Consider the following 26,974-nt stretch of genomic DNA (forward strand, 5'->3'; position numbering starts at 1 on the left):
TTTACTACTGTTTTGAGGTAGGAGAAACCCATCTCATCTTAATGGCAAATTCCGACTCAATACCGCCTGTCTTAATTGTCCTTGATGCTGATTTAATAAATCTTGACCGGATACAGCATCTAATCCTGTCCACTGCATCAATAGAGCTAACTTGACGGATTTCCCACTTTTTTCTAATAAAATTTCAGCTGCTTCTCGATCAATTTCCGTCAAATCCATTAATATTCTTAAGGAGCGATCGTGTAATTTTTTATTGGTCACCGCCACATCAATCATGCGATTCCCATAAACTTTCCCCAACTTAACCATAACGCTAGTTGAGAGAATATTTAACGCCATTTTGGTCACAGTTCCGGCTTTTAATCGGGTTGAACCCGCTAAGATTTCTGGCCCGACTAATAGACGAATATCCACATCCGCCTCAAATTCCACCTGCTCCACCGGAACACAAGCAATAAATACGGTTTTTGCCCCCCGTTGACGAGCCGCTTGTAACGCCCCCTGGACAAAAGGAGTTGTCCCTCCGGCCGTAATTCCCACCACCACATCTAAATAAGTAATTTGACGCAGAGCGATCGCCCCGGCTCCATCTTCGGCCCGATCTTCCAAATCTTCCGAACTGCGAACCAAAGCCCCGGCTCCCCCGGCAATAATGCCCTGAACTAGTTCTGGAGGGGTACAGAAGGTGGGGGGACATTCAGCCGCATCCAGAACCCCTAAACGGCCACTGGTTCCCGCTCCAACGTAAAATAGACGCCCCCCCTGACGCAGTGCGGCCGTGGCTAGGTCAATGGCTTCGGCCAAGGATTCACGGGAACGGGCGATCGCCAACAAGGTTTGGACATCTTCCCTGTTGAACAAATCCACTAATTCCAAAGAGGTCAGTTGATCTAAGTTCTGACTGCTGACGTTGATTTGTTCCGTTAATAAATGTCCCCGGGATTCCCACTGTTCCATATTGATCTTGACCTACAATCTGTACTCTTTAAACCCACCTATAATAACCCTTCTAGCCGTTTGCGAATATCGTCTAGTTCCGGTGAGACAAAATCCGGCTCTTTCTCTGGGGGTTGGTCTTCCTCGACTTGCCAATCCGTTTGATCAACGTTATTTTCGGGAGGAATGGCTAACTCTCCAGACCCAACCCGTTCCCAGTCATAGTCAACCGAAATGCAAAATTCCTTGATTTCTTCCTCGTCAATAGCCTCAACCGTAGCCGTTGGGAAATCCTGAGCTTCCAGAAGCACGCCAAAGCGAATGGCATCATCCTCGTCTTCAAATATTAACACTTTATTGCGATCGCCCATCTGAATCGTATGAATTCCTTCATTTTCTGTTCCAGCGTTGAACAGTAGTACATAAACTCGCATAGCTTTGGATGAAGTTGTGATCACTATTGCTTTACCATTTTACCGCCAAAGGGGGGAATTTTTCACAAGGGGATCAGATTGTTTCGATTCCCAGTCTTCTGTAAGATGAACTGGATCGGAAAACTTATATTTTTTAAAACAATCAATGCAGTTTGTTAATTTAGCCCCTCAATCCTTAGCTCTGAAACAGTTTATTCAAGATCAAACCTTATTTCCCGATACCTTTAATTCGACTATTTGTGATCAGGATGAAATGTATTTATTTGCCTTAGCGAATCACGGTACACCCGATCGCGCTTGTATTCGTTATTATTTTAATGGGCGTCGGATTTTAGATAGTGTTAGACAGGTTTTAAAGTGGCAGTTTGGACAATTAGATCGGATTTCTTCGTTCCTGGATTTTGCCAGTGGTTATGGTCGTTTTACCCGGTTTTTAGTTCAGGAAATCCCGCCCCAAAACCTTTGGATTTCTGATATTTATGCCCAGGCGGTGCAGTTTCAAATCGAACAATTCGGGGTGCAGGGAATTGTTTCTACCACCTATCCCCAGGACTATCCACTCCAACAATCCTTTGATGGCATTTTAGCCTGTTCGTTTTTTAGTCATCTTCCTGAAGCTACCTTTTTAACTTGGTTACAAAAACTCTATTCTTTATTATCTCCTCAAGGAATATTGATGTTTAGTGTTCATGACCGGGACTTATTACCCAGCCATTTAGCTATTTCCTCCTCAGATATTTTATTTATTCCCAATAGTGAAAGTAGAAGTTTAGATATGAATGAATATGGCACTAGTTATGTTGGTGAAAATTTCGTGGCGCAGAGTTTAAAAACAATTAGTCAAGGGGAAGCGGTTTATTCTCGAATTCCTAAAGGAATTTGTGGCTATCAAGATTTATATTTAGTCACTCGTACTCCTCAAAAATCCCTATCTTCCCTAAAATTTACTCACCATCCCCAAGGAAAAATAGAACGGTGTGAATTAACCCTAGAGGGAAATCTTTTATTAACCGGAACAATAGCAGAAGTTAATCCCAGCAGTCAATTAGATTCTATTCTCATTTCAATTAATGGCAGATTCGTTCAAAATGGCTTATTTTCTGTTAAACCCCATGATTCTGATGCTCAATGGTCTTGGTCTTATCAACTTCCCTTAGCTGAAATTTCCCAGCAAGATATTATTTTAATTAAAGGGGTCAACACTCAAGGATTAGAATGGGTTTTTGAAACAACAACCCTGGAAAATTTAATTAGGACTTACGCAGAATACCCAATTATACACCATCTGTAGGGGCGAACGGCCGTTCGCTAGATATGGTTGTTTTGCGTAAGTCCTGTTAATTCAACCCTATACCATACCATAATTAAATCCTTCGATACCATCAGCCGTTACCCCTTTAAACGACCTATCCCCAACATTGTCAAAAACAATCCTGATTCTTTGTGCTAGTCGGAGTCTAATGAGCAAGAGGAGTAGAGCGAAAAAACAACACAACCATTTATAGAGAAGTTTGTAAGGTATAAAAAATAGTGAATTGAGTGTAAAATGTTGTTTTTGTTCTTGCCCTCGCTTGTTGTTTACCCTTAAGTACAATGTCAAACTTTCAACCTGTATCTATTCCCGTGGCCAGAGAAACCAACACTGCTACCCCAGCCATCATTGTGTTTAATGATGAAGTGGATACACTCATCGGCGGTGAAGGTGCAGACTCCTTCTTTTTACGCCGTAATGGAGATCAAATTGCACCCTTAACCCCGGCTGCATCCCTGATTGGGACAAAAAATGATGATATCTTAGAAGGAACAGCGCTTCGTGATGTGATTGCCGGTCGAGACGGAAATGACACGATTATTGGTTTCCTGGGAGATGATTTTCTGGAAGGACAAAATGGAAATGATATTCTATTTTCTGGTCAAGGGAGTGATTTACTGATCGGAAGTAGCGGATTTGATACTCTATTTGGTGATATCGGAATTGATACGGTTTATGGGGGGACAGAATCCGATGTGATATTTGGGAATAATGACCAGGATACACTGTTTGGCGATGGTGGGGATGATAGTATTTATGGCGGTCAAGGTAATGATGGTTTAATTGGTGGGACGGGAAACGATTTGCTCTTAGGTGACCGAGGCAATGATACCCTGGTAGGCATTTCTAATGATAATTTAGGCTATACCCTGATTACGGATTTTAATGGAGATGAAGATAAGTTACTTTTAGGTGGTACCCCCGATTTATATACTATTGGTAATTTACCCGCCAATGTACCCCCAGGAGTGGCAATTTTCAAACTGAATGCTAATGGGTCACAACAGTTATTAGCAGTTGTTCAAGGTAATATTTCATCAACATTAGACAGTAATCAATATGTATTTGTTTAATCAAAATTAACTCAGAATAGGTTAATGATTAAGTAGGGTTGACACTCCCACCCCGGCGCTACGCTAAAGGGGTGGGATTCTCGTATCTAGCCCAGTCAAACAAAGACAGGTAATTCATGAATTGCCCCTAAAACAGAGTTCAAGCAATATAGAGCTACGCATTACAGTTGTAGAGATGCGCCAATAGCCTACGGCATCGCTGCGCTCGGGCACGTCTCTAGTAAATCTAAATCTGTGCAAACTCATTCCCTATTGCCTATTCCCTATTGCCTATTCCCTGTTCCCTATTTTTTGAGGGTGTCATTCGTCGATTTCTGAGTCTTTTTTTATCATCTTCTACCGTATATTCTTCTAAATCATCATCTTGAGTAGAAAGAGAATCTAGCCTTGCTTGTATTCCTTGAATCGCTTCTTCGGTGACTTGAAAAGAATCCTGAAGATCATAAACAATGTCCTGGGCTTCACCAATTCTGGCATAAAATTCAGGAATAAAATCATCTTTCACCGTCTCTAAATGTTGGGAGAATTTCCGGCTCTCTCGGGTAATTTTAAAAAACAAAATTAAAATACTTAAAACACTGGCACTAGGAATCAAAACAGCTACTAAAACCCAAGTTGATAATAACGGGTTAACCCGCCTGAAACTCTGGGAAATTTCCGTTTGAACTAAATCTCGAATTACAATGCGATCCCGCCAGGCGGTGTCTACGCCATCGCTACTGGTATCGGATATTGCCAAGGAATTGTCATACGGGTAATTGATTAAATCTTGAAATTTATAAGATTTATAATCAAATAAATCTGGATAAAAAATACTAAAACAAGCGGAAAAACCAACTAAAATCAATTCAATTATATTCATTTAACTGCAATAATTAGGAGTCAAAATTTAACTTTTTAAAGTTTTTGTCCTGTCGAATCGGGTCAAAATCCGTTTCCCGTTTAACTAACTTTTGACAGGCTTCAGGATTTAAGCGCGTAGCCCGTTTTAGATTTTCCAGGGCTAATTCCACTTGCCCTTGAACCGCATAACATCGGGCTTTGTTATACCAAATTCGGTAAAAATCAGGACGAATTTTAGCCGCTTGATTATAGGATGAAATCGCCTCATCATACTTTTGAAGTTTCGCTAAAGCAAAGCCCCGATTATTCCAGGCATCCATATAATTAGACTTTAAATCAATAGCTCGTTGGTAGGATAAAATCGCAGCTTCATAATGATTCAGTTTTCCTAAAGCCACTCCTCGATTATTCCAAGCATCGGCATAATTATATCGCAATTGAATCGCTCTTTCATAGGAGACAATTGCCTCATGATAGCGTTGTAATCGAGTTAGTGCTACCCCGCGATTATTCCAAACTTCTGCTAAATCCGGTTTGAATTTTAAACCCTCATCATAACTTTGAACTGCCCCTTCTAAATCCCCTTCTAAAAATAATTTATCTCCCTGTTTGGCTAAACTAATCGCTTGTCTAAGTTGTTCTTCCGGTTCAACTTCTGAAGCTGGAGTTTCCGCCCCCGTGTCTGGTGAAGATTTTTCCCCAACTTCGGTTTTTTCAGTTTCTGAAGCAGATGGTAAGAAAACCGGGATTAAAATATTCTCAGAATTATTAACCGGGGATGTTGTTTCTAGTGTGGCGGATTGATGATTTGTTTCGGGTAATAATTCTCCCATCTCTGAAAGGGATTCATTTTTTTCTGCCTGTTCCACCCAAACCGCTTCAATGACTGGTAAAGCAGTTTGAGTCGTTAGAGTTTGTAAGGTTTCGTGGGCTAAATCATTTTTATTTTGCAATTGATATAAAATTTGTCTAGCTTCGGTAAGTACCCGTTCCATCTCCGTCAGGGTATCGGTTTTGAGACTTTCAATTTCCTGCTCTGCGGATGCCGTTTGTTGGGCTAATTTTTTCAGTAAAAACCAAACTCCACAGGCTGCGATCGTATTCAACAGCAATAACAATAGTAAAATTAAACTTAATAATGCCAGATAGCGACGGAAGGTATTATCAACCTGATTTTCTACTTGATTTTTAATCTCCTGTTCCCGGACAGAAGATTCTGATAACGGGGAATTTTGAGCCAGGGAATATGTGGATAAACAGGTAAAAAACAGTAAAATGGTAACGGTAGCAATCTGGCTCCGTTGATCAAATAGCTTAGGTGTGAACTTCCCCACTGTCCCAAATCGACAAAAGGCGAAGGTGAGCGCAAATTTGTTTTTGTTTTTCATATCATCTAAGCGTGAATTGAGGAAATCCAAATTGGATATCCCCAGGATCAAATTATTGAAGAACAGCAAGAATTAAGAAATATTATCATGTCTGAGTGGATCGAGATCGGGACTATTGTTGCGGCTCACGGGTTAACAGGAGAAGTGCGGGTTTATCCCAATTCGGATTTTCCTGAACGATTTATCGAACCGGGTCAGCGCTGGTTATTACATCCCGGACAAACTGAACCTGAACCCGTGGAATTTTTGGGCGGCTATTTAATGCCCAGTAAAGGCATTTATGTGGTTGAAATTGAAGGAATTGAAGATCGAAATCAGGCGGAGGCGTTACAGGGCTGTCCATTATTGATTACCGACCAAGATCGTCCCTATTTAGAGGAAGGCGAATTTTATGTTTTAGATTTAATTGGGTTGGAAGTCTTTGACCAAAGAAAAGCGCAAGTGATTGGAAAAGTCATAGATGTGATTTCAGCCGGGAATGATTTACTCGAAGTGGAGTTAAATTCCCCAACTCCCACCCAAGATACCCTCGTTTCTGAACCGATTCCCGAGGGGATTCATCGTAAATCTAAGAAGAAACGTAAACCTAAACCCCTACCTACGGTTTTGATTCCCTTTGTTAAAGAGATTGTTCCAGTTGTGGATTTAGAACAAAAACGGATTGAAATTACCCCGCCCTCTGGGTTAATTGAGGAAACGGTGTGAACGAAACCTTTTCTTAACAGGCTGTGTGATAGACTCTAATCTTGCTGTCTGAGATCTTGCCATGACTGACTTAATTAACGATTCACTGGAAAACCTACCACGCGAGGTTAGGGTGAACCAACTTCGCAATTTGATCGAAACCCTGCATATTGCTGATGAAATTGCTACCAAGGGCTACTTAATCAGTAGTTCTGAACTGGCTGATCTCATGGATATTAATGCTAGTGCTGTCACCAGTCGAGGGGATAACTGGGCCTGGCGCAATTGGGAAGTATCCAGAGTGCGGCGAGAAGGTAATCAAATTCTCTGGCAGTTGGAACGAGTTAACTAGCAGTTTGCTGACCGTTGATTGTTTATTGTCGAGTGCTGATTTAGTAAAGTTCTCCCTCATAACGGGGGAGAACTTTATAGGCTTTTAATTTTGTCCAAAGTTAAATATTTAGCGATCGCCCTATTTTAAAATTCTGTTTTTATGTATTTTCTCTAACACAGGACATAACTTCACGGCGTTAATTACCTTAGCCTGTCCAGCATCACTCAAAAATCCTCTTGAACTAATCAACTCACTAGCATTAAAAGTAAACCCTGCCGTACAATCAACGTAAGAATTATACTTCAGAAAATTATGCTCGCTCGCAATAATTTCTGCCTCACAACATAGCAAATAATCTCTATTCTGAATATAGTTATTAATTTTGGAATTAATCATAAATCCATAAGGTGAAGGATCAATATATGCGATTAAAACAAACTTATCCTTGGGTGGCTTACTATAACGGCAAGATTTCACATAAAATATTTCCCACTTTGCTGGCATAAAGTTCTAAACTATGGGTGTGGATTTTGCAAATGTTCAAGCAGTTCTTCGGAATTATCAAAGGTTTTGATCATATCTTCCACATTAATTATATCGTTCTCATCCGCAGATTCCCAGGCGCGATCATGACTTAACTGCGTAAGCTCTGCAAAAGATAAATTTCCATATTTTGTTGCTGAATGTTCTAAACATTCAATATCAGAATCACTCAAAAAATCTGTATTAGACTCTCTTAGTTTTTTGATGTCATGCTTATCAACTATCTTGAAAGCATGAAGAACCTGTTCAGATATTTCTCTAGGTGGCTGAAAGCTAGGAGACAAATCTCCACGCACTAATTTCAGTAAATCATAAATCTGACTTGGTACGGGGCCATGTTTCATGGCGTAATAGCTATCGCCAAAAATAAGTCTCCCATATCTTTCTAAGTGTTCCTTATCTGCAAAATATAAAACTTTAGAAACACGATGCAACGTTGGTTGAGCCTTATTCTCTAATAGCTCTAATATGTAAAGAACAGATTCTATTCCTTTCTCAATATTAAAATCAAATTGGTATTCCATAAGAATATTTCCCTAATTACACTAACAAACAATTCCTGACACCATTACAGAAACACAAAAATTCAGTAATCGGCACTCTTGGCAAGTAGTAATCGGATGTTTCAATTATAGCAATACTAAGGACAGTTTTCTAAGACTTAACAAATATTTGCAAACACAAAATTAGACTTGGAAAAAAAACCAGATAATCAAAAATTCATCATCAATTTTTAGGTTTTAATTCTTTTCATAGGTTCTCCCTCGCCATTGAATTTGAGTCTGAGTTGCTGATATCCATAATCGTAATACGGCGACCGGATCAGCTAGGGGAGATAACCAAAATACCCAAGGCATTTGAGCTTGACTCAAATCATAGGATAAAGAAATTGCGGCGGTTAATATTATCCGTAAAAATACTAAAAAACCGTTTAATCCTAATAGGGTTGAACTCAAAAAACTGGGTAAGGCTAGGTTAGAGGAAAAGCCTAGATTAATGAGTAATAATGGTAAGGGTAAAGCCTGAACTGCTAATAAGAGAAATAAATCTCCCCATAGTTGGGTTTTAGAACAAGCATCTTTGAGATCGAGCGATCGCCCCCAACCTTCCCAAGTATCTTTTAACCCATCATACATTCTCACCGTTAACAGATTTGCTCCATCTAAAAAACCCACTTTAAAGCCTTGTTGAGCGATATTTCTTGCTAAAGTTACATCATCACAAAAGGAATTTTTAGCACTCGAATATCCCCCGACTTTTTCTAATACCGAACGCCGACATAAAAAACATTGACCATTTGCCATGACTCGTTCGGGTTTTTGGGGCGATAAATCCGGTGATCCAAACCGATAAACTAAAGTCATTAATAGGGCGGGTTGTAACCACAATTCCCCTGGATATTTAAGAATAAATTTACAGGATAGGGATAATAAATCATATTGATTGGCGATCGCAGTTTTCACCACACTCGCCACTAAACCCGGTTGCGGGAGCGTATCCGCATCAATGCCTAAAATCCATTCACTTTTTTCAGAACTATTTAAAAAACCCGTATTTAAAGCCCAAGGACGACCCACCCATTCTGGAGGTAAGGGATCATCTAAAATCAGTCTAAATCTCGGATCAGATTCAGCAAATTTTTCAATAATATCCTGGGTTCCATCCTGGGAATGACTATCAACAATTAGGATTTCTCGTACTTCATAACTTTGCCGTGTTAGCCCTTCTAAACAGGGCGTTACCCTGGCAGCTTCGTTCAAGGTAGGAACCACAATACTCACAGTTCCTAAGAGTTCTAAGGTGGGGTTTTGCGGTTGCAGAGGCGGAACCCGCATCGCCCCTTTTAATAACCGAGACAATAAAATAATTGCGGCGGGAATTTGCAAGAGTAATATAACCCCAAAAAATAATATAACCCAGGAATTATTCTCTAAAAAATCAGGAATTGTTAATAAAATTGGATTCAACATTAAAATTAGTATAGAAGGGAATAGGAAACACAAAGGTACAAAGAAGAATAATTAAGAGGATATTAAATATTTTCCCATAAAAAAGAATGGGCAAAGCCCATCCTCTTTAAATCTTAATGCTTACTTTGCAACCACTTCAACGGCTGAGGGAGTAATATTATCACTAGATAATAAACTTTCCATGGTATCTAAAGAGGGTTTAGCATTCCACCAGAAAACGATCGCCGGAACCACTCCAAATAGAATACTTAAAGCCACGGGAAACAGGAAACGAGCATCTAATTCGACAACGGTAATCGCCGCTCCAAAAAAGAAATTGGTGATATAAACAATCAGAGGTAAGGTTAATTGGGAGCGAGACAAAGCAATCGGAGTTTTGCGCCATAAAAACGCCCCAACGCCCATAAAAATAAAGCCAGTTCCCATCCATCCGGCTAAATTTCGGTAGGGCATTCCAAAGAATTCACCAACTTCTTGAAATTGCCAAAAGGGAAAAGTAGCCTGACTCATGGCGGGGTCTAATACTAAGTCCCAAGCGGTTAGTAATATAGCCCCTAACGCTAAGACTGAAAGTTGACGTACCCAACTGTCTCCCATTTTTAATTTTAAACCCGCCCGGGCTAACAAATAGCAAGTTAAGCCCATATAGAACCAAGATAATGGAATAGTAAAGGGAACCAGTCCGGCGATTTTATAACCTAAACCACTCAAATATTGATAATGACCAAAGGGAAATCCGGTGCTGGTTCCTAAAAGTTCACTGGATAAGGATAACAATAGGGATGGAATCATAAAAGCTAAGGTTGTTCCTAACCCTAAAGTTCTATAGCCATATAATGCCAGCGTCGCTGCCCCAAAAACAATATAAGCTACGCCTCCGGTCGCCATACTCCAGACGAAGATATTCATCCCCATAGGAGGTAAATTAGCGACCAGTTCAGGGTTCGGGAGAATAAACAATAACCCTGTCAGTCCAAATAGGGTTGACACAACGTGAGCCGTGAGGCAAAATCGTTCCGCAATTGACTTGTGCTTCATGGGACTCCTTGAAAAAGTATTAAGATACGTCAAGCGTTTTGGGTGAATTTTACAAATCTTTAAACAAGGATATACCCTTTTGTGCTAGATCAGGTGTACTCTCCCCCCCATATCCCGGTGGGATAAGTCTTATTAATACTTTGGGACACTTAGAGGTTGTTTTTATAATTTAACTTAAGAATTTTAGAACAGACGGGCTGCGGTAGGATGGGAGTGCAAATCGGATGTCGGTTTGCATTAACTACGCACATTTAAAAGGGGAAGTGGTGTAATGGCAGCAGGTTTGAGCCTGGTAACAACAGCCGCATTAGTTTTACTAGGTTTAGGAACATTGGGGCTAGAAATTCAATATCGTCTGCGTCCGGGGAATAAACTAGAACTCACACAGGGAGAATGGAATCTGGATTTATCCGACGACCGCCATTATGTCTTGCGGGGAGAACTGGAGTTCCAGAACCTGACCTCAAATCTGGAGATTATGATACCGGAAGTCAGAGCCCAACTGACCCTTTTGTCTAAAGCGAGTTTAGACGGGATTAAACACACAATTAAAGTGATTCCCGCCCATATTGATGCAGGTGCTAGGGAAGATAACTATTGGTTTGGGTATATTGTTAAAGCCCAAAAAACCACCCGAATTAAAGTTTTAATTGAAATCGAAGGGATTGATCTCAGAGCTTTACAATCGGCTTGGGTGAAAGTTAAGTATCTGACCTACGGGCCCCAAGGACGCATCCCCAAAGTGCGCCACCTTGTCCTCCCTCTCCAATATCCCGACCCGACCCTGGCTCCGAATAAACGAGTCGTAGAAGGAGTTGCCGAAGTTTATCCGATTCGTACCCATTTATTAACCCATATCGATGATCCCGTTGAGGTGATTAAAAGGTATGTGCTTCCCCATGCTCAAGCCGGGGATATTGTCACCTTGGGAGAAACCCCCGTCGCCCTAATGCAAGGACGATTTTATCATCCTAGCCAAATCAAGCCGGGATGGGTGGCTCAACGGGTCTGTTATTTCTTTATGCCTACTTCCAGTTTAGCCACGGCCTGCGGGATGCAAACCTTAGTGAATCAGGTCGGATCAGCCCGGGTATTATTTGCTATCGTGGTAGGAACTATCGCCAAACTGCTCGGGAAACCAGGGGTGTTTTATCAATTGGCTGGAGAACAAGCCCGATTGATTGATGATGTGACCGGAACCCTACCCCCCTATGATCAATTTATTGTCTTAGGGCCAGATGATCCTCAAAACGTGGTCAACACCCTACAAAAAGAAACGGGATTGGGAGCGGCAATTGTAGACGTGAATGATTTAAAAGCCGTTAAAATATTAGCAGCAACCTCCGGTCTTTCCCCGGCTTTGATCGAGCAAGCCTTAAGAAGTAATCCCGCCGGAAATGCCGATGAGCAAACCCCACTGGTACTCATTCGCCCTTTATCAGTGATCAGTCATCAGTAATCAGTTATCAGTGTCAGAGTCTCAGTTGAAACCTACTGATTATTAATTGAATCTTAACTGTTTAGAATTAACTGCCCATTGCAGATCACTGTATTAGGGGCGGGTTTACCTAGGTTTATGTAATGAATTTATTTCTTTCCCAAAATCAAAACCAGTTTAATCTTCGCCCGTTTCAATACCGAGACTTGGAGGCGATTGAACAGCTATATGACCAAGCTGATGACACGGCGTCGGCCCAGGAGTTAGAATACCTGCGTCGGTGGTATGGGTTGCTAAAATTTTTAAGTTGGTTTCCGAACCCCTGCCAAAATTTATTTAATGCCTATATTGCTGAACAATTCGGTCAAGTTTTGGGGATGATTAAGGTCTCTCCCTTCAACACCACCCGCAGCACTTGGCGAATTGATCGAGTATTTGTAGATCAGTTAAATAATCAAAGCAGTATCGGTTCACAACTGTTACGGTATTGTTTTGAAACCCTTTGGGAAGCCCGAACCTGGCTATTAGAAGTGAATGTTAATGATAGCGGTTTGATGGCGCTCTATCGGCAAAATGGGTTTCAACCCTTAGCTCAAATCACCTATTGGGTGGTGGAACCGGAACTACTGCAAACCTTGGCAAATTCTCAACCGGATTTACCCAACCTCTTACCCGTCAGTAATGCGGATGCCCAACTGCTGTATCAACTAGATACGGTTTCCATGCCTCCGTTGTTGCGACAAGTATTTGACCGTCATATTTTAGATTTTAAAACCAGTTTTATTCAGGCTCTTGTGGATGCGATCAAACAATGGTTTAGCCGCAGTGAACAGGTCAGTGGCTATGTGTTTGAACCCCAACGAAAAGCGGCAATTGGATATTTTCAGGTGCAGTTATCCCGGGATGGCAGTCAACCCCATGTTGCTGAGTTAACCGTGCATCCGGCCTATACCTGGCTTTACCCCGAATTGCTATCCCAGATGGCCCATTTAGCCCAGGAATTTAGCCCCCAGTCCCTAAAATTGGCATCGGCTGACTATCAACCCGAACGAGAAGCCTATTTAGAAAAAATTGGAGCCACCCGGGTGGAACATACCTTGTTAATGTCCCGTTCCGTTTGGCATAAATTACGGGAGTCTAAATCTTCCCTGGAAGGGTTGCAATTATCCGATGTCTTACCAAGTTGGCAACCTGCCCATAAACCCGTACCCACTCCGATGTCTTGGTTGGGGCCAACGGTTAAACATCCTTCCCCAGTACAAAAATCTACCGTCGAGGGGATCTCTGAAACACCGGAATTAGACCCGAAAAACTCCACCCAAAAGTCCTTAGATTTACCGTCTGATCCTGTGTAATTATGGGAAAATCCCTGTTTATTTCAGCCTTGGGATTAGATATTGGTCGTAAACGGATTGGTGTCGCCGGTTGTGATGGTACGGGCTTAATTGCGACGGGACTCACTACAATTCTGCGACGTTCTTTTGCCCAGGATATTGCTCAATTTCAAGACCTGGTACAGCAGAGGCAAGTACAGGTATTAGTGGCAGGTTTACCCTACCATCTCGACGGTTCTTTGGGCTCTCAGGCTAAATATACACAAAACTATGCTCAACGGTTAGCCCATGCCTTGAATTTACCCCTGGAATATATGGATGAACGGCTCACTTCCTACCAAGCAGAACAATTAATGATTGCGGACAATATTGCTCCCTCTCGTAATAAAAGCATGATTGACCGCAAAGCCGCCGCCTTGATTTTACAACAATGGTTAGACCAGAGGAGGCAGGGGGAGTAGTGGAGTAGGGGGAGCAGGGGGAGCAGGGGGAGCAGGGGAGGCAGGGGAGGCAGGGGGAGCAGGGGAGGCAGGGGAGGCAGGGGGAGCAGGGGGAGCAGGGGGAGCAGGGGGAGCAGGGGGAGCATGGGGAGTAGTGATTATTTTATCCCTGAATAAGTTGTTACCAGTAACGTTTAATATGGTTAAAAATAGTACGATATAAATGATGTTCCCATCTAAATTTCCCGAAGAAAATGGACGTTCTGAGGAAGAACAAGTGACCGTGACCCTGACGGACGAACAGGGGCGATCGCTCGTTTGCGTCTTACAATCCTCAATTGAGTTAGAAGGTCAAGATTATGGGTTACTTCTACCCGTGGACTCGCCCATCGAAATTCTAACTTGGAATGACGATGAGGATGATGATGAATCCGCAGTTCCGGTGGAATCAGAAGAAGAAATTGACAGAATTTTTAAAACGGCTAAAGCGGTTTTAGCAGAACACAATTTGGATCTAAAGCGAACGGGAATTACCCTAACCGCAGCCGGGGAATTACCAGATTTTCCCGAGGATGGAGACTCGAATCTGGATCTGGATTCTGCTGAACCCGATGAACAAGAATATGAGGAACTTCTCTGGTTAGCCAGTTTCTACCATGAGGAACAGGAATACGGTATTTATACCCCGGCTGATCCATTTTTTATTCTGGCTAAAGCCAATGAAGAAGGAGAATATAAACAACTATCCCCTGAAGAATTTAAAAGGTTAGAACCTCTTTTACCCCTAATTGAAGATCAACTTTTTGATGCTTTGGATTAACAGATTTAGGTCTATTTATACCCTTTCTCTGATAACATCTTTTATGATGATTTAGGTGAACGGGTTTTCTGTTTTTATTGAAATTTTAATTAGGGGGAAGTAGCTTGGGAATTGCAAACACAAAGCAGAAAAAACCTCAAGATAAACAAACCATGAAACGGTTTTCTAAGGGATTTTTTTACCTTCTAATTCTGCCGATTATTTGGGGATTCTTTGGATGGCAGGGTTGGGCTTGGTGGAGTTGGGCCAGCGCCGCTCCCCAGGGTCAGGAACAGGTTAACTCCTCTGGTAGCAAAGGGAACAGCGTCAAAATCCTGATTCCACCGGGAACTTCCAGTCAGCAAATTGGAGAAGATTTGAAGGCGGCGGGATTAATTCGTTCTGATTTGGCTTGGAGACTGTGGGCGAGGTGGTTAATCTTCCAAAATCCTCAAGGGGATTTTAAGGCGGGAAGCTATTCCCTGGCTCCTACCCAGTCACTGAGTCAGGTAGCTGCTACCATCTGGAATGGAGAAGTGATGACTCTAAGTTTCACCATTCCTGAAGGATGGTCAATTCAACAGATGGCCGAATATTTTGAGCAACAGGGATTTTTTTCGGCGGAGAAATTTCTGGCGGCGAGTCGTCAAATTCCCCATCAGGATTATCCTTGGCTTCCGCCCAATTTACCTTTATTAGAAGGCTTTCTATTTCCCGACACCTATCAACTCGAAGCAACGGAAGTTACGCCCCAGGCGGTTATTCGTCAGATGTTGAATCGGTTTAAAGAACAGGCGTTACCCGTTTATCAACAGGCCCAATCTCAACATAATTTGAGTTTAAATGAATGGGTAATCCTAGCGAGTATTGTGGAAAAAGAAGCGGTTGTTCCTGAAGAAAGAAATCGTATTTCTGGGGTATTTCATAACCGTTTACAAAAAGGAATTCAACTAGCATCTGATCCAACAGTAGAATATGCTTTGGGGATTCGTCAAACTGTTGAACAACCCCTAACCTTTAAACAAGTTGAAACGCCTTCTCCCTATAATACCTATATTAATGTGGGTTTACCCCCAACGGCGATCGCTAGTCCGGGTTTAGCCAGTTTAAAAGCTACTTTAACCCCGGAAAAAACCGATTATCTGTATTTTATGGCGCGATACGATGGAACCCATATTTTTAGTCGCACAGAAGCGGAACATCAAGCGGCGATTGCGGAAGTTGAACGCAATCTTTCTTCTCAATAGAAAATAATTGCTTTTTGAACCTATATCTACATCTACAACCAGAGAACGTGCGCTTTAGTGATTATTTTTATAGTCTAAAACCCAGTTTTTTAGCAAAAACAAAAGCTGTGTATTTAGCTATTTTGTTCGGACTATCGAGTCCTTCATCAATGGCTCCTAATTCTCCAATTTTGTTGCCTTATTCGGGGAATTCGGGGATTGATTCTCAGGGGACAACTTCCCCAACTTCTCTGATCCCTTGGGGTTGGGACGCAGGGCTAAAAATTCGCCGAGTGGCTGGCTATTATCCAGGTAGTCCTGTGTACTTCGAGAGTTGTCCCGACGGAGTTGGGGGAAAATGTTACGGGTCAATTCCGAATCGTTCTGGGTTTTATACCCTAGCCTATGGCTCCTTTAGTTACAAGGATAAAGTGGGGCCAACGGGAAAATTAAGTTGTATTCCCAACGAGGCTGAAAACCCCAACGCCCCGAATGATCGAATTTTAATGGAACCTCACCCTTCTGAACCTGTCGGTACTCCCCCGGTCAAGGGTCGCTGTCCTTACTTTTTTTACTGGAGAAACAACGGAGGGAGTCCCTCAGCTTATTTGATCAATGACAGTTCCAGCTTGCCCCAAATTCCCTTTGGTTATGGTAGTTTTTATATTGGACTGCAAGAAAACCTCAAAACCTATGCCGGGACTTATGGCGGGTTAGATCACCGAAATCGAGTGATGACACCTTTATATGCTTGGGTGCAAGGTGTCCGTTTGAAATTGCGGGCTAAGGTGTGTTTTGCAGATAAAACTCAAGATTTATACCGGAAAATTAGGGTACACACGGATATGACTTTTTATAGTTTAAAAAGCCGTCGAGGGTTTGGAGTATCTGTTAATTTAATGGATTATGTAATTAATCAAGGCAAAATATCCACCTTACCTGAGTTATTTCGTGAACCGAAAGTAGCCGAATATTCTTTGGCTCAATTTCATGTTAATGGCAAATTATGGAACGTGACACCCCAGGATTTGAAATTTACTGTTGATCAGTCCTCGAATTGTAATTTGCCTTTAAAAGATTTACCATTTCAGGATGTTTATATTCCCTTTAAAGCAATTTTTGAACGGTTAATTGCCGAAGGCAAAATTGATCGCCGTCTGACTGAGGATGCAATTCTTTCTAGTACAATTGTGGTGGGATTGGAACAGTGGGGAAGAAATCGCTCGGAAGTGGAAATTTCTGATCGCAGTATTCTGATTTCTTTGCCCCCTATTGCTTGGTGATCCAACAATTTCAGGAAAAAGTTTCTCTATATTGCTCCCTTTTCCGCTAAAATTAAAGAGCTAAAATTCTACGGTTATTATGTCTTGGGGGAAACTCTTACAGCCTGATTTAGTCCTTGGGGATTGCATTTTGCACTTGACACCGGAGTTATTGCAACGGCATCAGATTCAGGGAATGGTACTGGATGTGGATGAAACCTTAGTTCCGATTACAGAAAAGTCGGTTTCTGAGGATCTCAAAGGTTGGATCGATACCTTCAAACCTGATTTGAGTCTATGGTTGGTGAGTAACAACATTAGTCAAACTCGCATTGGTAGTATTGCTGAAACCTTGAACTTGCCTTATATTAGCGGCGCGGGTAAACCCTCCCGGCGGAAACTTAAGCGGGCGGTGGAAGCCATGAATTTACCGATAGAACAGGTGGCAATGGTGGGCGATCGCTTATTTACCGATGTGTTGGCGGGAAACCGTTTGGGAATGTTTACGATTTTGGTGGAACCGATGGTTGATCCAGAAATCATGCCCTCGGTTAATTCTGTGCGTAATTTTGAGGTATTGATATCTAAGATGTTAGGGGCATCTCTGCACTAATTGGCAGAGAAAACTTCTATAGTTAAGCAGTTAACGTTAAGCCCATGACGAGGATTGAACTCGGTTGATAAGCTGAAAAACCGATTATATCGTTACTTGAGATTACTCAACTCTAATCTACTTTTAGGAGTGAGTAAAAAATGAGTAACCCGTTGAACCTGAACACAGAAGGAGAATATAAGGGTTATCCCGACCTATTGGAGTTTTACAAACGGAAGTCTAAAGAATGTCCTAAAGGCGTCCGACTAAAACTACAGGATAAAAAAGACCTTATGCTTCAGTTCGTCCACCCGGGGACAGGAAAACGCAATCCCAAGTCATGCGGTGTAAACTTCTCAAAGGAAGGGGTTATTGGAGCTATCAATAAAGCGTGGATGGTATCCGAGGCATTGAAACGATTTAGTAAAGCTAGTGAGTTCTGGACTTGGTACGATGTCGAGATACTGGGCAAAAATAACCTGATAAACGACTTAAAAACGTACCGAGATATATTTGAGGAAATTGAACAAGAATACTGGAACGGTACACATAAGAACACTCAAGAAAAGCGGGATAGAAATTGCCCTAGTTTTATCAAAAGCTATAAACGTTATTATGTAACTGTTTTCAATAAATTTCCTAACTGGGATAAATACCCAGAATGGGAAGACATTAAAACGGTACTTAATAGCTGGGAACAAGGAAAAGCACAATATGAAAATGCTTATGCTGTTTTAAAAAAAATTGCTAATTTGTGTCCTGTAAGCTCAAGCAAGATTATCCTTGAACAGTTAAATAAAATTAATTCAAAACAAACTGTTTTTAAAGATAAACAATCCATAAGCTGTGATGAGTTTTTAAAATGGTACAAAGATTGTATTGATGAGATACCATCTTTAGAAAGAGAATGTGATAAAGAAGCGCGGGAGCGGTGGTTATGGGTAACAGCGATGTGTGTTATCTACGGGTTAAGACCCGCAGAGATAATGAGCGCAATAAATTTATTTAACCCTGCTACGGAAAAAGATATCAAAGCTGCATGGGGCAATAAAGGTAGTCGATTAGGTAACTCAAGAGTGGTCATTAAGGCGATTAATGACCCCAATAATAATGAATTGCTTTTAGTATTAGGTAATCAATACTACGTCGGGGAAAATAACGACATCCCAATCACAATCAAGACAGGGGGACGTATCTGTCCCCCTCTGTGTACAGATAAACGAATAATAGAATTTTTGAGGATAAAGACACCCAAGTTACCCGTATACATTCCCAGCCCTAAAACCAAGCCCGAATCGTTGCCCAATCGTATTCCCAATCAAATTAGAGACCAACTGATAAGCTATAAATGCCCGGTCACTCAAGCCTACGCTTTCAGACACCTAGGAAACCAACTAGGGGAAAAGTACGGTATACCGCAAGAAACACGAGCTAGAGGTTTAGGGCATTCAGTGGCAATGAATGACTCAACCTACAAGAGCCGTGAAAATTTACAAACTACTGTAGATTTGTTGACCAACTACACCAAACAACCGCTAGGGTTAGAAACGGCACGATTTCAACTAGAATCATCTGGCTTTAACTTAGACGATCCATCGGTTAAAGCAATTCTGCGAATCATCTACCAGTTAGACGATTAGAACCCAACTAATCTAAATATTTATCAGGCAACCTCTAACCAGGGTTGCTTTTTTATTGGGGCTGTGTCGGTAGGGATTGGGAGTGATGAGCGTGTATCTTCCCAAGGTATGTATAAAGGGAAGATAGAAAATATTTTTACAGAACCGTAAAAAAGTAGACACTTAAAACCCCCCTGGATTACCTACTACCGATTTCCATTAAGTTGCAACCGGGTATCTGTTCAGGAGGGTAAAAAGTAGACACTTAAAACCCCACTTAGACAAACACTAGCCTTGATAGGGTTTTATATCATGCTCATAGACGCTGTTCATCAACCCAGGGATTGAGGCGTTATCCCACATGACCTTATAGATACCCCCCATACCGTCCCGTCGTGGCTCCTCTACTTCAACAACGCTTCCATAAAGTTTATGCCCGTCAACGGTTTTCTGACACGCCTCTATCACCCTGTCACCAACCTTGAACCCTTCTGGTTTAGGCATCGGTACGGGATCTGATTTTATATTTTCAAAGTTTTGTGTTTTTAGCTGTGTAGGCCGTGTAAACTGTGTATCTCCCTCTGTGTCGGGGTTTGAGCTTACACAGTCATCTACACAGCTAGGGGGGGTTGTGTAAGGGGATTGTGTATCTCCCTCTGTATCAGGAACCGTTACTACAGGACGCTTGTAACCCCGTTTACGATTGCCGTTATCATCCTTTAAGTTTTCAGTCTTGACCCATTTTAGTTTGGTCATGACATCGGATATCTCGCTTTGGGCGCGCTTAACCTGACTCAGATTATCCTTGCTAATTCCCATCAGGTTTAATAGTTCATCCGTGGTAACAGTTGCTTTACCCTCTAGGAAGTTCTCAATGTCATCTAACCAGGGGGAAGTCGCCGAAAATGCTTCATTGTTAGCGGTAGATTGTTTCTGTTCAGCGCTGTTCAGATACCACGTTTCGCCACTCTTGTAGGCTTGTACCGCCGCTCCCCATATCGCGTCGCGTTCTTGCTTCAAAAGGTCAATAGGGATCTTTTTAGCCACGGGTATTAACCAGAAGCGGCGGTCGCCTGTGGGGTCACGGAGGACGTCTAATTTGTTAGTTGTCCCTACAATAGTTCCCATTCTAGGCATTGACTTTGTTCTTGCCCCATAAGGGAGTCTGATTTTATCTGTTGAAGATGACAAAAACCCTTTAACCTTGCTGATATCTGACTTACTAAAAATATTCTCTAACTCCGCCCATTCAGTAATCAAAGATTGGTGCATTTTGAGAACTTGGTCTTTATCACTTACACTCCCCATATCATCACAAAACCATTCATCCCCTGCTAATACACGGAAAAATGTAGACTTACCTGTTCCCTGTTCCCCCTGCAAGATTAACGCTGTATCCACCTTACACCCAGGATTCATAACCCTTGCTACTGTGGATATTAACCACTTTCTAACAAATACTTGATAAAGTGGGTTATTAGTTCCAAAAAATCGTTTAGCTATCCCATCTAAAATAGATGTGTCGGAGTGACTTTCGTTGCATTGATTAAAGTATTCTTTGATAGGGTTGTAACTGTTATCTTCTGCAATCTGAATAACAATAGATTTTAAATCTTCTTTGTTACACTTTAAATCCAGTTTAAACATAAGAGCTAACTTTAGTTTAAACTCATCAAATCCTACGGGTTTACCATCAAATTCAATCTCTTTGGTCAATTCGTTGAACCGGATTCTATCCCCGACAATCATTTTGGCTTTTGTAAATTTCGCCTCAATTTCAGGAATATTAGTCGGTAAATCATCTGCATTAATCCCCCTATCCTTAAACTCTTGATCAACCTTAGCTAACCATTCTGTGAAGGGTTGAACCCGTGCCAATACTTCGTTACGGAATTGAGGAAACCCGTTATTAAGGATGTAATCATCTACACCTTTATCTTTTTCACTTGTCATAGTCCAACTAGCTACATGAACAGGACTGTTAAACAATCCTAGTTGATGGCCAAGTTTTTTTAGGGCGTTCGTAACATCTATATTTGTAGCGATATCACCGTCAAACATCATCAAGAACCCAAAACCCGCTTTAGCTAGTCTCTCTAGGACTCTTACTAAATATCTTTTCCCTTGCGGGTCATTTTTCTTGGGAGTTAATCCCATTTCAACCCCTAGCGCAGCCACACAGGGGATGCCGTTATCCATCACTACCATCGCCTTAAATGCACCCTCTGTTATGGCAATACAGGGTACGCCGTCTATGATATACGCCCGTTCCTTTAACTTCTCAAGGTTAGTCCAGTAATCAGAATGATCAGGATGGGTTAAGAGCATTGCGTCATACCCTTCATCTTCCCTGGGGGTTAAATATTTTCTAACTTTCTTTTTCCCGTCATCTTTAACCGTAACCTTTGGGATATCCGGTCTAAACTGCCATTGAGCATTACTGCTGCGAATCATAACCCCGTTAGATGGTGCTGTATATCCCAGGTATTCCGTGGCGGTCTTTGCAGTCATTGACTCACAGTTATCCATCACCCAATCAAGCGGCAAACCCCGCTTTGTAACCAGATACTCCCAATGCTCAACGGTTAACCGAGTATTTTTGTAAAGTTTTCCTAAAGGTTGTGCTTTTTGGTGGATTGCACTATAATTAGGTGTATCGGTAGCGGTAACAGTCATTTTATTTGATTTCATATTGTTTTAAAATTTAGATTCTGTTGACAGTAAGGGGTGTTACAACCCCTTATTTTTTGTTGACAATTAATTACCTACTAGAGTAGCGAATTTTTGAAGCAATATCAAGGTAGATTTTATCACTCTATTTGTTTAATCTTCCCATTGTATGCACCTTGAGAAAAAGTAGATAAAGTGTCAGGCTTGTACCTTTTTGCTCGACTAATTCTACCTGTTCTGCAACTACCTGAAACATACTGTGCTATTTTGCGGAAACCCTATAAAGGTTTCCGATAGGTATTTCGCTGTATATGCAAAGATAAACAGTGTTACAGTTACGTTTTTAGAGCGTTTTTAGAGGATGGGTAAACCTTAACCTTTACCCATCCTCTAATTATCCCATCACTCCAATTCTAAAAAACGTTTTATTTCACTTAGTACCTTTTTACCCTTTTTGTAGTTTCTGCCTTTATACCCCATTAACTCCTCTACTATTTTTGTATCTGAGTAACCATCCTCAAGCGCATCAACTACCATTTCAAGCATTTCCTCGGCTTCTACACTTAACCCAGTTTCCGGTTTACTTCCCCTTACGGGAAGGTCGGAAGTAGGTACTTCCGGTGTTTGGGAAGTATCGGAAGTTTCCTCGCTAAAAGCGGTAGTATCGGCTTCTAGTGTCACTTCCGAGTCACTTACGCTTTGGGAAGTCAGGGAAGTAGTCCGGTCGGTGAGTAAATATTGTGCGATCGCGGTATTCGTACCCTGTGCTAGAAATAAATCACTAGCTAAACTGTGTTTAAATTCGGCTTGCTCGCGCTTTTTAATCGCGTCAATTTTAGGCTTAATTTCTCCTAACTTTGTTGTTAAGTAGAGCGACGTGCCACTCGCTAAAATTGCGTAGGTTATAGAGGTAAATCTAAAAAACTTATGCCAATTGTTAGCGCTTACGTCACGGGTTAAGAAAGGGGTAGCAATCCAGAATGGGAGTGAAGTAGTTAGCAGGAAAATGTTAATTAAGTGGTGAGTTTTCCAGTTCTGTTTTATTGCTTCTGCGTTACTAGACGGATTGATCACTGAGTAACCCATTGAATGACACCCCCCAATAATAAAGCGGTAGCCAAACCGATAATAAACACTAAACCCAAGACCCATTCTTTATCATCATCGGTTTTACGGTAATAGACAACTGTTCCTGCGATTCCTAAACCAATAGAACACAGTAAGGAAATAATAAAAAAGAGTTCTCTCAATTGAGTGATTAATAATGCTAGTAAACTAACCAAACTTGCACCACTAGCTACCAATAGAAAGAACCCTATAACGCGATAAAGTTGAATCATCCTAGGGTTCCAATAGCCACATATCTTCAGGGTTGACCCATTCAATACCTTGACCGCTACAGTTTAGGAATTGAACTTGATAGCTCCACTTGCCGTGGCTGTGTTCCATACCAGTTACCCGCGCTGGGAACCAACGCTTTTCGCTAGGGTTATCCCAACTGACTGAGGAAAAAACTTCTACCAGTTGACCGATACGATATTCAGGCAATGGGATATCTGTTGATACAAAAAACTCAATTTTGCGTCTTTCAATTTGTACTACTGTCATGTTACAATCTCTCTAGTTGTTGATACATTAATTGACCTGTGGGTCTTACCCGTCCTGAACCAAAAGGACGGGTTTATGTTTTTGAGTTTTACTCTGTAAAATCTACTCAGTAGAGTAGTTACAATTGAGCCATCAAATTGTTAATAGCTTGATCAGCTAATTGTTCAGACTTTTCTAAACCTTTACCCATGGCTGCATAACGGGGACGCATCCCGTGTAATGCTTTGGCGGTTGTTCCCTTGTAGCCTTGAGTTTTAACCTCAAATTCAGCTTCGTTTCTGATCATCCGTTGCCCGTGACGGTTGATTTTTGCCTCGGCTTTTAAGATGACTTCGTGTTTATCGGCTGCTTTTTTAGTAGCAGTAGCATTTTGCTTTTTAACCCGTGCTAACTCGCTTAATCCGTCCGCCTCCTCTGGGGTAAATTCCCGCACACGGTCACAAACTGGCATTGTCCGGTAGGTATCAAAAATTGTTTCCGGTGGGTTGTCAGGGGTGATGGCGTTATCAGCACTGCGTTTGAAAACGTTATCCTTGCTAATCCCTTTATGGGAACCGTCAACGGGCGCAATTGTTGATGATTTAAAATCATCTCCTCTCAAGAATCCGAGCATAGTTAATCTCCTATGGAATGAGTGTTACACTGATAACTGTTTTGATAAAAAGGGTTAGAATAATTCGTTTGATTCTGTGAACCGTTCTTTAACTTGTTCGACAAATTCATCCCAGTTATCCCAGTCCTCTATAACTGAGCTATAAACCTCTATAGGAGAAGATTGGGTATAAAGAGTTATCCTGTAATACTCGGGATTAATGAAATACCCGCTTATGTCCCGAGTTGCTATTACAAACTCTTTTTTGTTGTTGGTAGAAAACAATCGTAAACAAGTCATAATGAGTGTTACAGTGATATTGTGATATGAACATTGGTTGCTAAATAAAACCCAGCTAGAAAGCACATCAGGTACAGCAAACCTGGGAATAAGTAATCAATAATTCCCTTGGGTTTCATGTTGCCAATGCCTCCGATAGCATCCGTTCGCCTTCCTCTAATAAAGTTAGGAAAACGACGGCGGTATCTTCGTCTAGGGGTTCGCTTTGAAGCTGTTCTAAATCTGGTAGGGATAACCCTTTGTCCATCATCTTTAAGAGCAGTTGATCACGGATGGGTGTGGGGGATTCAAGACAATCTGATAACTGACTAGCTTCACCCGCAGGGGTTAACGGGGGGATGGGTTGGGACTTTTTTACAAAATCATCCGTTGCGGTGTTGATGATGGTTTCAAGCCGAAACGAGTGCCAACGGGTATCTATTCCCTTGGCCATACAGTTACCCCAAACATCAAAGTACAGGACTTCGTAAACCTGACGGCCCGTAGTAAAGTTTGCGCCGGGTATCAACCAAGGTTGCCACGCTTCAAACCGTGGGTCGGTTTCTTTAAGGGTTGGCAGTTGGGACGGATCAACAATTTCAGAAACCAGCACCCACTCCCCATCAATCAGGGTATGGGTAGGGTTGTCAAAGGGTACATCCTCAAAGGTAGGGGGATTGGGTGTTACAGTGATATCGGTACTGGGTTCGGTTTCCTCTGTTTCATCCTCTGGGTATGACCATTGAGTTATCCCCATCGCTTCACAATGAGCGCCTACCGCTACCTTCATCTCCTCAAATTCGGCGATCGCAATCTCCCATGTTGCCTTTTTGGATAGGCTACCGTACTGCCGTACTTCATCAGGGGTTAATCCCAGTGCGGTCGCTTTTGCTTTGAGTTCTGTCAGTGTCATAATTAAAATGCTCCTAATAGCTAGGGGTGAGTACCCGTTAGTAGGGAAGTTTGGCGACTTGGAACTACTAACGGGTTTTGTTATTTCGTTAATATAACACTAATACACGTTGTACGCAACCCTTATCTGTGTTAAAGTATGTAAACAACACGAATACATGACAAAATAGGAACTGATAAGCTATGCAAACTAAAGTTGTGACAAAGCGGGTAACGGCATATATGGCAGATGCTATATACAAAAAATTAGAGGAGTGGGCGGAACTAGAGGGGCGATCATTGTCGTCTCTTGCTACCTACATCCTTGAAACTGCGGTTAGAGAAAAAAATAATCAGAATGTAATCACAGCAAAAAAGGATAACTAACCCACCATCACCCCCAAACACTAAAACCCCTGACTAACTATCAGGGGTTATTTTTTTTGATTATTTTTACTGTGTAGGCTGTGTAAATGCTGTAATGCTTACGGGGTAATGGTTACAAGCTATTTAGGATAAAACTGGTACGGGTGGTTGTGTAGGGTTGTGTAGGGGGGCTGTGTAGGGTTCTAACCCTTATATATCAATACTTCCCACTTTCTTACACGGCCTACACAGCTATTTTAGTTAAATTTATTTTTTTACCAGCTTTACCAGCTTTACCAGCTTTTATTTATTTATCGCATGAAAAAAGTTATAGGTTATTGAGTTTGGCTAACGCTTCCTTGATTTCCTTTTTGATAGCACCCCCTGTGTTAGCAGGTAGGGTTAGGGCTTGGGTTAGGGTGTCAATGGCGGTATCCAATTCAGCTTGACGGTCATAACTCCCATTGTCCAATTTGTGGGCATATTCTAAAACTTTAGGTGCGATCGCTTCTGGTAGTCGGTAGACTTTGATGGGTTTATTTACCCAGGGGGACTTATCTAGTCCAGAGGTGTTAGGAATACGGTTAGGCATAATGATTGCGTCCTCTGTTACGGTACTACTAACAGTGTAACACTGATTCATTTAGCCTACAATGTCTTGAAGGATTAAATATACTCGATACATTAATTATGCGCCTTGAATAAAGCATATCACTGTAACACCCTTTATATATAGGTTTTAAAACTTGCACTAAAAAGTCAACACTAAGTAGGGTATAAGGGGAAAATATAGTTAATTTCACCAAAACTACTTAGGGGTATAGGTTTGGGGGTCTGATAGATGATTTCTATTTATAGCCGCAATGGATAGCGGCTATAGAAAATAATCACCTATGCCCTATTCCTTTAAGGTCATTAATATCAGTCGTTACAGGTTTAATCGAAAAATTGAGCCATCACCAATCACTCACCCCTTCCCTTTTCCCATCACTCACCGATCACCACAGCCATGGGTTAAAACTTTCTACCGTTCCTATCCTAAAACTTTCTGGTTATCTTCCCAAGCTGCATACAATGGGAAGATTTACAAATTTCTCCAATGGCTGTGACAAAATTTTTAACTTAGCTGAGGATTGGGAGAATATACCCTCTCCCCCTAACCCCTGACAAATATTGATTGGAGGTTTCAGGTAGCAGTCAAGGTGTCTTCAACGTAGTGTGCCTTGACGGGTAACTGAACCGACTTAGAATCAATAGTCGGGTTAGGGGAGGTAACCTTGTAGAGATAGTTTATAGGGATTAT

At 41.6% G+C, this 26,974-nt stretch carries 28 protein-coding genes; 13 read left to right on the forward strand and 15 right to left on the reverse strand.

The genetic code is table 11. The features are described from left to right. Positions 1 to 33: 33 nt before the first annotated feature. Both murQ and AC2D3N_RS20455 read right to left on the reverse strand, forming a co-directional pair. The gene (gene murQ / locus AC2D3N_RS20450; protein WP_484691970.1) at positions 34 to 957 is read right to left on the reverse strand and encodes an N-acetylmuramic acid 6-phosphate etherase; all 924 of its coding nucleotides are present in this window, start codon (positions 955 to 957) and stop codon (positions 34 to 36) included. Positions 958 to 995: 38 nt separating this feature from the next. After that, a complete protein-coding gene (locus tag AC2D3N_RS20455) occupies positions 996 to 1,370 on the reverse strand; it encodes a DUF3110 domain-containing protein (protein ID WP_079680728.1) in 375 nt (124 codons plus the stop codon). Between the two features lie 145 nt (positions 1,371 to 1,515). Here AC2D3N_RS20455 and AC2D3N_RS20460 point away from each other — a divergent pair, with 145 nt between their 5' ends. Beyond that, on the forward strand, positions 1,516 to 2,661 hold the full coding sequence (locus AC2D3N_RS20460) for a class I SAM-dependent methyltransferase (protein WP_484691971.1): 1,146 nt from the start codon (positions 1,516 to 1,518) through the stop codon (positions 2,659 to 2,661). A 302-nt stretch (positions 2,662 to 2,963) separates the two neighbouring features. Beyond that, positions 2,964 to 3,755: a calcium-binding protein gene (locus tag AC2D3N_RS20465; RefSeq protein WP_484691972.1), complete on the forward strand. Its 792-nt coding sequence runs from the start codon at positions 2,964 to 2,966 to the stop codon at positions 3,753 to 3,755. 256 nt (positions 3,756 to 4,011) lie between these two features. Here the strand turns inward: AC2D3N_RS20465 and AC2D3N_RS20470 are convergent, their stop codons facing one another. Further along, the gene (locus AC2D3N_RS20470; RefSeq protein WP_484691973.1) at positions 4,012 to 4,617 is read right to left on the reverse strand and encodes a hypothetical protein; all 606 of its coding nucleotides are present in this window, start codon (positions 4,615 to 4,617) and stop codon (positions 4,012 to 4,014) included. A 13-nt stretch (positions 4,618 to 4,630) separates the two neighbouring features. Beyond that, positions 4,631 to 5,986, reverse strand: coding sequence for a tetratricopeptide repeat protein (locus tag AC2D3N_RS20475; RefSeq protein ID WP_484691974.1), 1,356 nt, complete (start codon positions 5,984 to 5,986; stop codon positions 4,631 to 4,633). A gap of 87 nt (positions 5,987 to 6,073) precedes the next feature. On the opposite strand from AC2D3N_RS20475, the gene rimM reads away from it, so the two are divergent. Next, complete coding sequence (gene rimM, locus AC2D3N_RS20480; protein ID WP_079680733.1) at positions 6,074 to 6,691, forward strand: ribosome maturation factor RimM; 618 nt, start codon at positions 6,074 to 6,076, stop codon at positions 6,689 to 6,691. Between the two features lie 61 nt (positions 6,692 to 6,752). After that, positions 6,753 to 7,022: a hypothetical protein gene (locus tag AC2D3N_RS20485; protein WP_026787989.1), complete on the forward strand. Its 270-nt coding sequence runs from the start codon at positions 6,753 to 6,755 to the stop codon at positions 7,020 to 7,022. A 120-nt stretch (positions 7,023 to 7,142) separates the two neighbouring features. On the opposite strand, the gene AC2D3N_RS20490 is transcribed toward AC2D3N_RS20485, so the two are convergent. The 4 genes from AC2D3N_RS20490 to cruF form a co-directional block, all read right to left on the reverse strand. After that, the gene (locus AC2D3N_RS20490) at positions 7,143 to 7,508 is read right to left on the reverse strand and encodes a hypothetical protein (protein ID WP_484691975.1); all 366 of its coding nucleotides are present in this window, start codon (positions 7,506 to 7,508) and stop codon (positions 7,143 to 7,145) included. An 11-nt stretch (positions 7,509 to 7,519) separates the two neighbouring features. Further along, on the reverse strand, positions 7,520 to 8,071 hold the full coding sequence (locus tag AC2D3N_RS20495) for a Panacea domain-containing protein (protein ID WP_079680735.1): 552 nt from the start codon (positions 8,069 to 8,071) through the stop codon (positions 7,520 to 7,522). Between the two features lie 216 nt (positions 8,072 to 8,287). Further along, positions 8,288 to 9,517, reverse strand: coding sequence for a 2'-O-glycosyltransferase CruG (gene cruG, locus AC2D3N_RS20500; RefSeq protein WP_484691976.1), 1,230 nt, complete (start codon positions 9,515 to 9,517; stop codon positions 8,288 to 8,290). A 120-nt stretch (positions 9,518 to 9,637) separates the two neighbouring features. After that, entirely contained in the window at positions 9,638 to 10,555 is a 918-nt protein-coding gene (gene cruF, locus AC2D3N_RS20505; RefSeq protein WP_079680736.1) for a gamma-carotene 1'-hydroxylase CruF, read from the reverse strand. 271 nt (positions 10,556 to 10,826) lie between these two features. Here cruF and AC2D3N_RS20510 point away from each other — a divergent pair, with 271 nt between their 5' ends. The 8 genes from AC2D3N_RS20510 (at position 10,827) to AC2D3N_RS20545 (ending at position 19,286) form a co-directional block, all read left to right on the forward strand. Next, the gene (locus AC2D3N_RS20510; protein WP_484691977.1) at positions 10,827 to 12,014 is read left to right on the forward strand and encodes a F420-0:Gamma-glutamyl ligase; all 1,188 of its coding nucleotides are present in this window, start codon (positions 10,827 to 10,829) and stop codon (positions 12,012 to 12,014) included. 122 nt (positions 12,015 to 12,136) lie between these two features. Then, complete coding sequence (locus AC2D3N_RS20515) at positions 12,137 to 13,348, forward strand: GNAT family N-acetyltransferase (protein ID WP_079680738.1); 1,212 nt, start codon at positions 12,137 to 12,139, stop codon at positions 13,346 to 13,348. Between the two features lie 2 nt (positions 13,349 to 13,350). After that, positions 13,351 to 13,788 (forward strand): Holliday junction resolvase RuvX, encoded by a 438-nt coding sequence (ruvX, locus tag AC2D3N_RS20520; RefSeq protein ID WP_484691978.1) that lies wholly within the window; start codon positions 13,351 to 13,353, stop codon positions 13,786 to 13,788. Between the two features lie 205 nt (positions 13,789 to 13,993). Further along, complete coding sequence (locus AC2D3N_RS20525) at positions 13,994 to 14,587, forward strand: DUF3727 domain-containing protein (RefSeq protein WP_079680740.1); 594 nt, start codon at positions 13,994 to 13,996, stop codon at positions 14,585 to 14,587. Between the two features lie 152 nt (positions 14,588 to 14,739). Then, positions 14,740 to 15,813: an endolytic transglycosylase MltG gene (gene mltG, locus AC2D3N_RS20530; RefSeq protein WP_079681049.1), complete on the forward strand. Its 1,074-nt coding sequence runs from the start codon at positions 14,740 to 14,742 to the stop codon at positions 15,811 to 15,813. Between the two features lie 149 nt (positions 15,814 to 15,962). Then, positions 15,963 to 17,075, forward strand: coding sequence for a hypothetical protein (locus AC2D3N_RS20535; RefSeq protein ID WP_484691979.1), 1,113 nt, complete (start codon positions 15,963 to 15,965; stop codon positions 17,073 to 17,075). A gap of 79 nt (positions 17,076 to 17,154) precedes the next feature. Next, entirely contained in the window at positions 17,155 to 17,667 is a 513-nt protein-coding gene (locus AC2D3N_RS20540; RefSeq protein WP_079680742.1) for a YqeG family HAD IIIA-type phosphatase, read from the forward strand. 140 nt (positions 17,668 to 17,807) lie between these two features. Beyond that, positions 17,808 to 19,286, forward strand: coding sequence for a recombinase (locus tag AC2D3N_RS20545; protein WP_484691980.1), 1,479 nt, complete (start codon positions 17,808 to 17,810; stop codon positions 19,284 to 19,286). A 267-nt stretch (positions 19,287 to 19,553) separates the two neighbouring features. Here AC2D3N_RS20545 and AC2D3N_RS20550 read toward each other — a convergent pair whose 3' ends face one another. From AC2D3N_RS20550 to AC2D3N_RS20575, 6 genes are all read right to left on the reverse strand, one after another. Continuing rightward, complete coding sequence (locus tag AC2D3N_RS20550; RefSeq protein WP_484691981.1) at positions 19,554 to 21,956, reverse strand: VapE domain-containing protein; 2,403 nt, start codon at positions 21,954 to 21,956, stop codon at positions 19,554 to 19,556. Between the two features lie 381 nt (positions 21,957 to 22,337). Then, positions 22,338 to 23,009, reverse strand: a complete 672-nt coding sequence (locus AC2D3N_RS20555; protein WP_484691982.1) for a hypothetical protein — start codon at positions 23,007 to 23,009, stop codon at positions 22,338 to 22,340. Next, entirely contained in the window at positions 23,006 to 23,275 is a 270-nt protein-coding gene (locus tag AC2D3N_RS20560) for a hypothetical protein (RefSeq protein WP_484691983.1), read from the reverse strand. Before AC2D3N_RS20560 ends, AC2D3N_RS20555 begins: the two co-directional genes overlap by 4 nt. Position 23,276: 1 nt before the next feature. Beyond that, positions 23,277 to 23,543, reverse strand: a complete 267-nt coding sequence (locus AC2D3N_RS20565) for a hypothetical protein (RefSeq protein ID WP_484691984.1) — start codon at positions 23,541 to 23,543, stop codon at positions 23,277 to 23,279. 118 nt (positions 23,544 to 23,661) lie between these two features. Continuing rightward, positions 23,662 to 24,156, reverse strand: a complete 495-nt coding sequence (locus tag AC2D3N_RS20570) for a hypothetical protein (RefSeq protein WP_484691985.1) — start codon at positions 24,154 to 24,156, stop codon at positions 23,662 to 23,664. Between the two features lie 394 nt (positions 24,157 to 24,550). Next, on the reverse strand, positions 24,551 to 25,327 hold the full coding sequence (locus tag AC2D3N_RS20575; RefSeq protein WP_484691986.1) for a hypothetical protein: 777 nt from the start codon (positions 25,325 to 25,327) through the stop codon (positions 24,551 to 24,553). A gap of 182 nt (positions 25,328 to 25,509) precedes the next feature. Between AC2D3N_RS20575 and AC2D3N_RS20580 the strand changes: the two genes are divergently transcribed. Continuing rightward, positions 25,510 to 25,692, forward strand: coding sequence for a ribbon-helix-helix domain-containing protein (locus AC2D3N_RS20580; RefSeq protein WP_484691987.1), 183 nt, complete (start codon positions 25,510 to 25,512; stop codon positions 25,690 to 25,692). Between the two features lie 307 nt (positions 25,693 to 25,999). On the opposite strand, the gene AC2D3N_RS20585 is transcribed toward AC2D3N_RS20580, so the two are convergent. Then, positions 26,000 to 26,263, reverse strand: a complete 264-nt coding sequence (locus AC2D3N_RS20585) for a hypothetical protein (RefSeq protein ID WP_484691988.1) — start codon at positions 26,261 to 26,263, stop codon at positions 26,000 to 26,002. Positions 26,264 to 26,974: the final 711 nt, after the last annotated feature.

The organism is Planktothrix sp. PLAVEN19ND (genome assembly GCF_057220675.1).

Excerpts from the sequence above, each read along its gene's own strand:
- murQ (WP_484691970.1), bottom strand. The coding sequence starts at position 957 with ATGGAACAGTGGGAATCCCGGGGACATTTATTAACGGAACAAATCAAC.
- AC2D3N_RS20455 (WP_079680728.1), bottom strand. The coding sequence starts at position 1,370 with ATGCGAGTTTATGTACTACTGTTCAACGCTGGAACAGAAAATGAAGGA.
- AC2D3N_RS20460 (WP_484691971.1), top strand. The coding sequence starts at position 1,516 with ATGCAGTTTGTTAATTTAGCCCCTCAATCCTTAGCTCTGAAACAGTTT.
- AC2D3N_RS20465 (WP_484691972.1), top strand. The coding sequence starts at position 2,964 with ATGTCAAACTTTCAACCTGTATCTATTCCCGTGGCCAGAGAAACCAAC.
- AC2D3N_RS20470 (WP_484691973.1), bottom strand. The coding sequence starts at position 4,617 with ATGAATATAATTGAATTGATTTTAGTTGGTTTTTCCGCTTGTTTTAGT.
- AC2D3N_RS20475 (WP_484691974.1), bottom strand. The coding sequence starts at position 5,986 with ATGAAAAACAAAAACAAATTTGCGCTCACCTTCGCCTTTTGTCGATTT.
- rimM (WP_079680733.1), top strand. The coding sequence starts at position 6,074 with ATGTCTGAGTGGATCGAGATCGGGACTATTGTTGCGGCTCACGGGTTA.
- AC2D3N_RS20485 (WP_026787989.1), top strand. The coding sequence starts at position 6,753 with ATGACTGACTTAATTAACGATTCACTGGAAAACCTACCACGCGAGGTT.
- AC2D3N_RS20490 (WP_484691975.1), bottom strand. The coding sequence starts at position 7,508 with ATGCCAGCAAAGTGGGAAATATTTTATGTGAAATCTTGCCGTTATAGT.
- AC2D3N_RS20495 (WP_079680735.1), bottom strand. The coding sequence starts at position 8,071 with ATGGAATACCAATTTGATTTTAATATTGAGAAAGGAATAGAATCTGTT.
- cruG (WP_484691976.1), bottom strand. The coding sequence starts at position 9,517 with ATGTTGAATCCAATTTTATTAACAATTCCTGATTTTTTAGAGAATAAT.
- cruF (WP_079680736.1), bottom strand. The coding sequence starts at position 10,555 with ATGAAGCACAAGTCAATTGCGGAACGATTTTGCCTCACGGCTCACGTT.
- AC2D3N_RS20510 (WP_484691977.1), top strand. The coding sequence starts at position 10,827 with ATGGCAGCAGGTTTGAGCCTGGTAACAACAGCCGCATTAGTTTTACTA.
- AC2D3N_RS20515 (WP_079680738.1), top strand. The coding sequence starts at position 12,137 with ATGAATTTATTTCTTTCCCAAAATCAAAACCAGTTTAATCTTCGCCCG.
- ruvX (WP_484691978.1), top strand. The coding sequence starts at position 13,351 with ATGGGAAAATCCCTGTTTATTTCAGCCTTGGGATTAGATATTGGTCGT.
- AC2D3N_RS20525 (WP_079680740.1), top strand. The coding sequence starts at position 13,994 with ATGTTCCCATCTAAATTTCCCGAAGAAAATGGACGTTCTGAGGAAGAA.
- mltG (WP_079681049.1), top strand. The coding sequence starts at position 14,740 with ATGAAACGGTTTTCTAAGGGATTTTTTTACCTTCTAATTCTGCCGATT.
- AC2D3N_RS20535 (WP_484691979.1), top strand. The coding sequence starts at position 15,963 with ATGGCTCCTAATTCTCCAATTTTGTTGCCTTATTCGGGGAATTCGGGG.
- AC2D3N_RS20540 (WP_079680742.1), top strand. The coding sequence starts at position 17,155 with ATGTCTTGGGGGAAACTCTTACAGCCTGATTTAGTCCTTGGGGATTGC.
- AC2D3N_RS20545 (WP_484691980.1), top strand. The coding sequence starts at position 17,808 with ATGAGTAACCCGTTGAACCTGAACACAGAAGGAGAATATAAGGGTTAT.
- AC2D3N_RS20550 (WP_484691981.1), bottom strand. The coding sequence starts at position 21,956 with ATGAAATCAAATAAAATGACTGTTACCGCTACCGATACACCTAATTAT.
- AC2D3N_RS20560 (WP_484691983.1), bottom strand. The coding sequence starts at position 23,275 with ATGATTCAACTTTATCGCGTTATAGGGTTCTTTCTATTGGTAGCTAGT.
- AC2D3N_RS20565 (WP_484691984.1), bottom strand. The coding sequence starts at position 23,543 with ATGACAGTAGTACAAATTGAAAGACGCAAAATTGAGTTTTTTGTATCA.
- AC2D3N_RS20570 (WP_484691985.1), bottom strand. The coding sequence starts at position 24,156 with ATGCTCGGATTCTTGAGAGGAGATGATTTTAAATCATCAACAATTGCG.
- AC2D3N_RS20575 (WP_484691986.1), bottom strand. The coding sequence starts at position 25,327 with ATGACACTGACAGAACTCAAAGCAAAAGCGACCGCACTGGGATTAACC.
- AC2D3N_RS20580 (WP_484691987.1), top strand. The coding sequence starts at position 25,510 with ATGCAAACTAAAGTTGTGACAAAGCGGGTAACGGCATATATGGCAGAT.
- AC2D3N_RS20585 (WP_484691988.1), bottom strand. The coding sequence starts at position 26,263 with ATGCCTAACCGTATTCCTAACACCTCTGGACTAGATAAGTCCCCCTGG.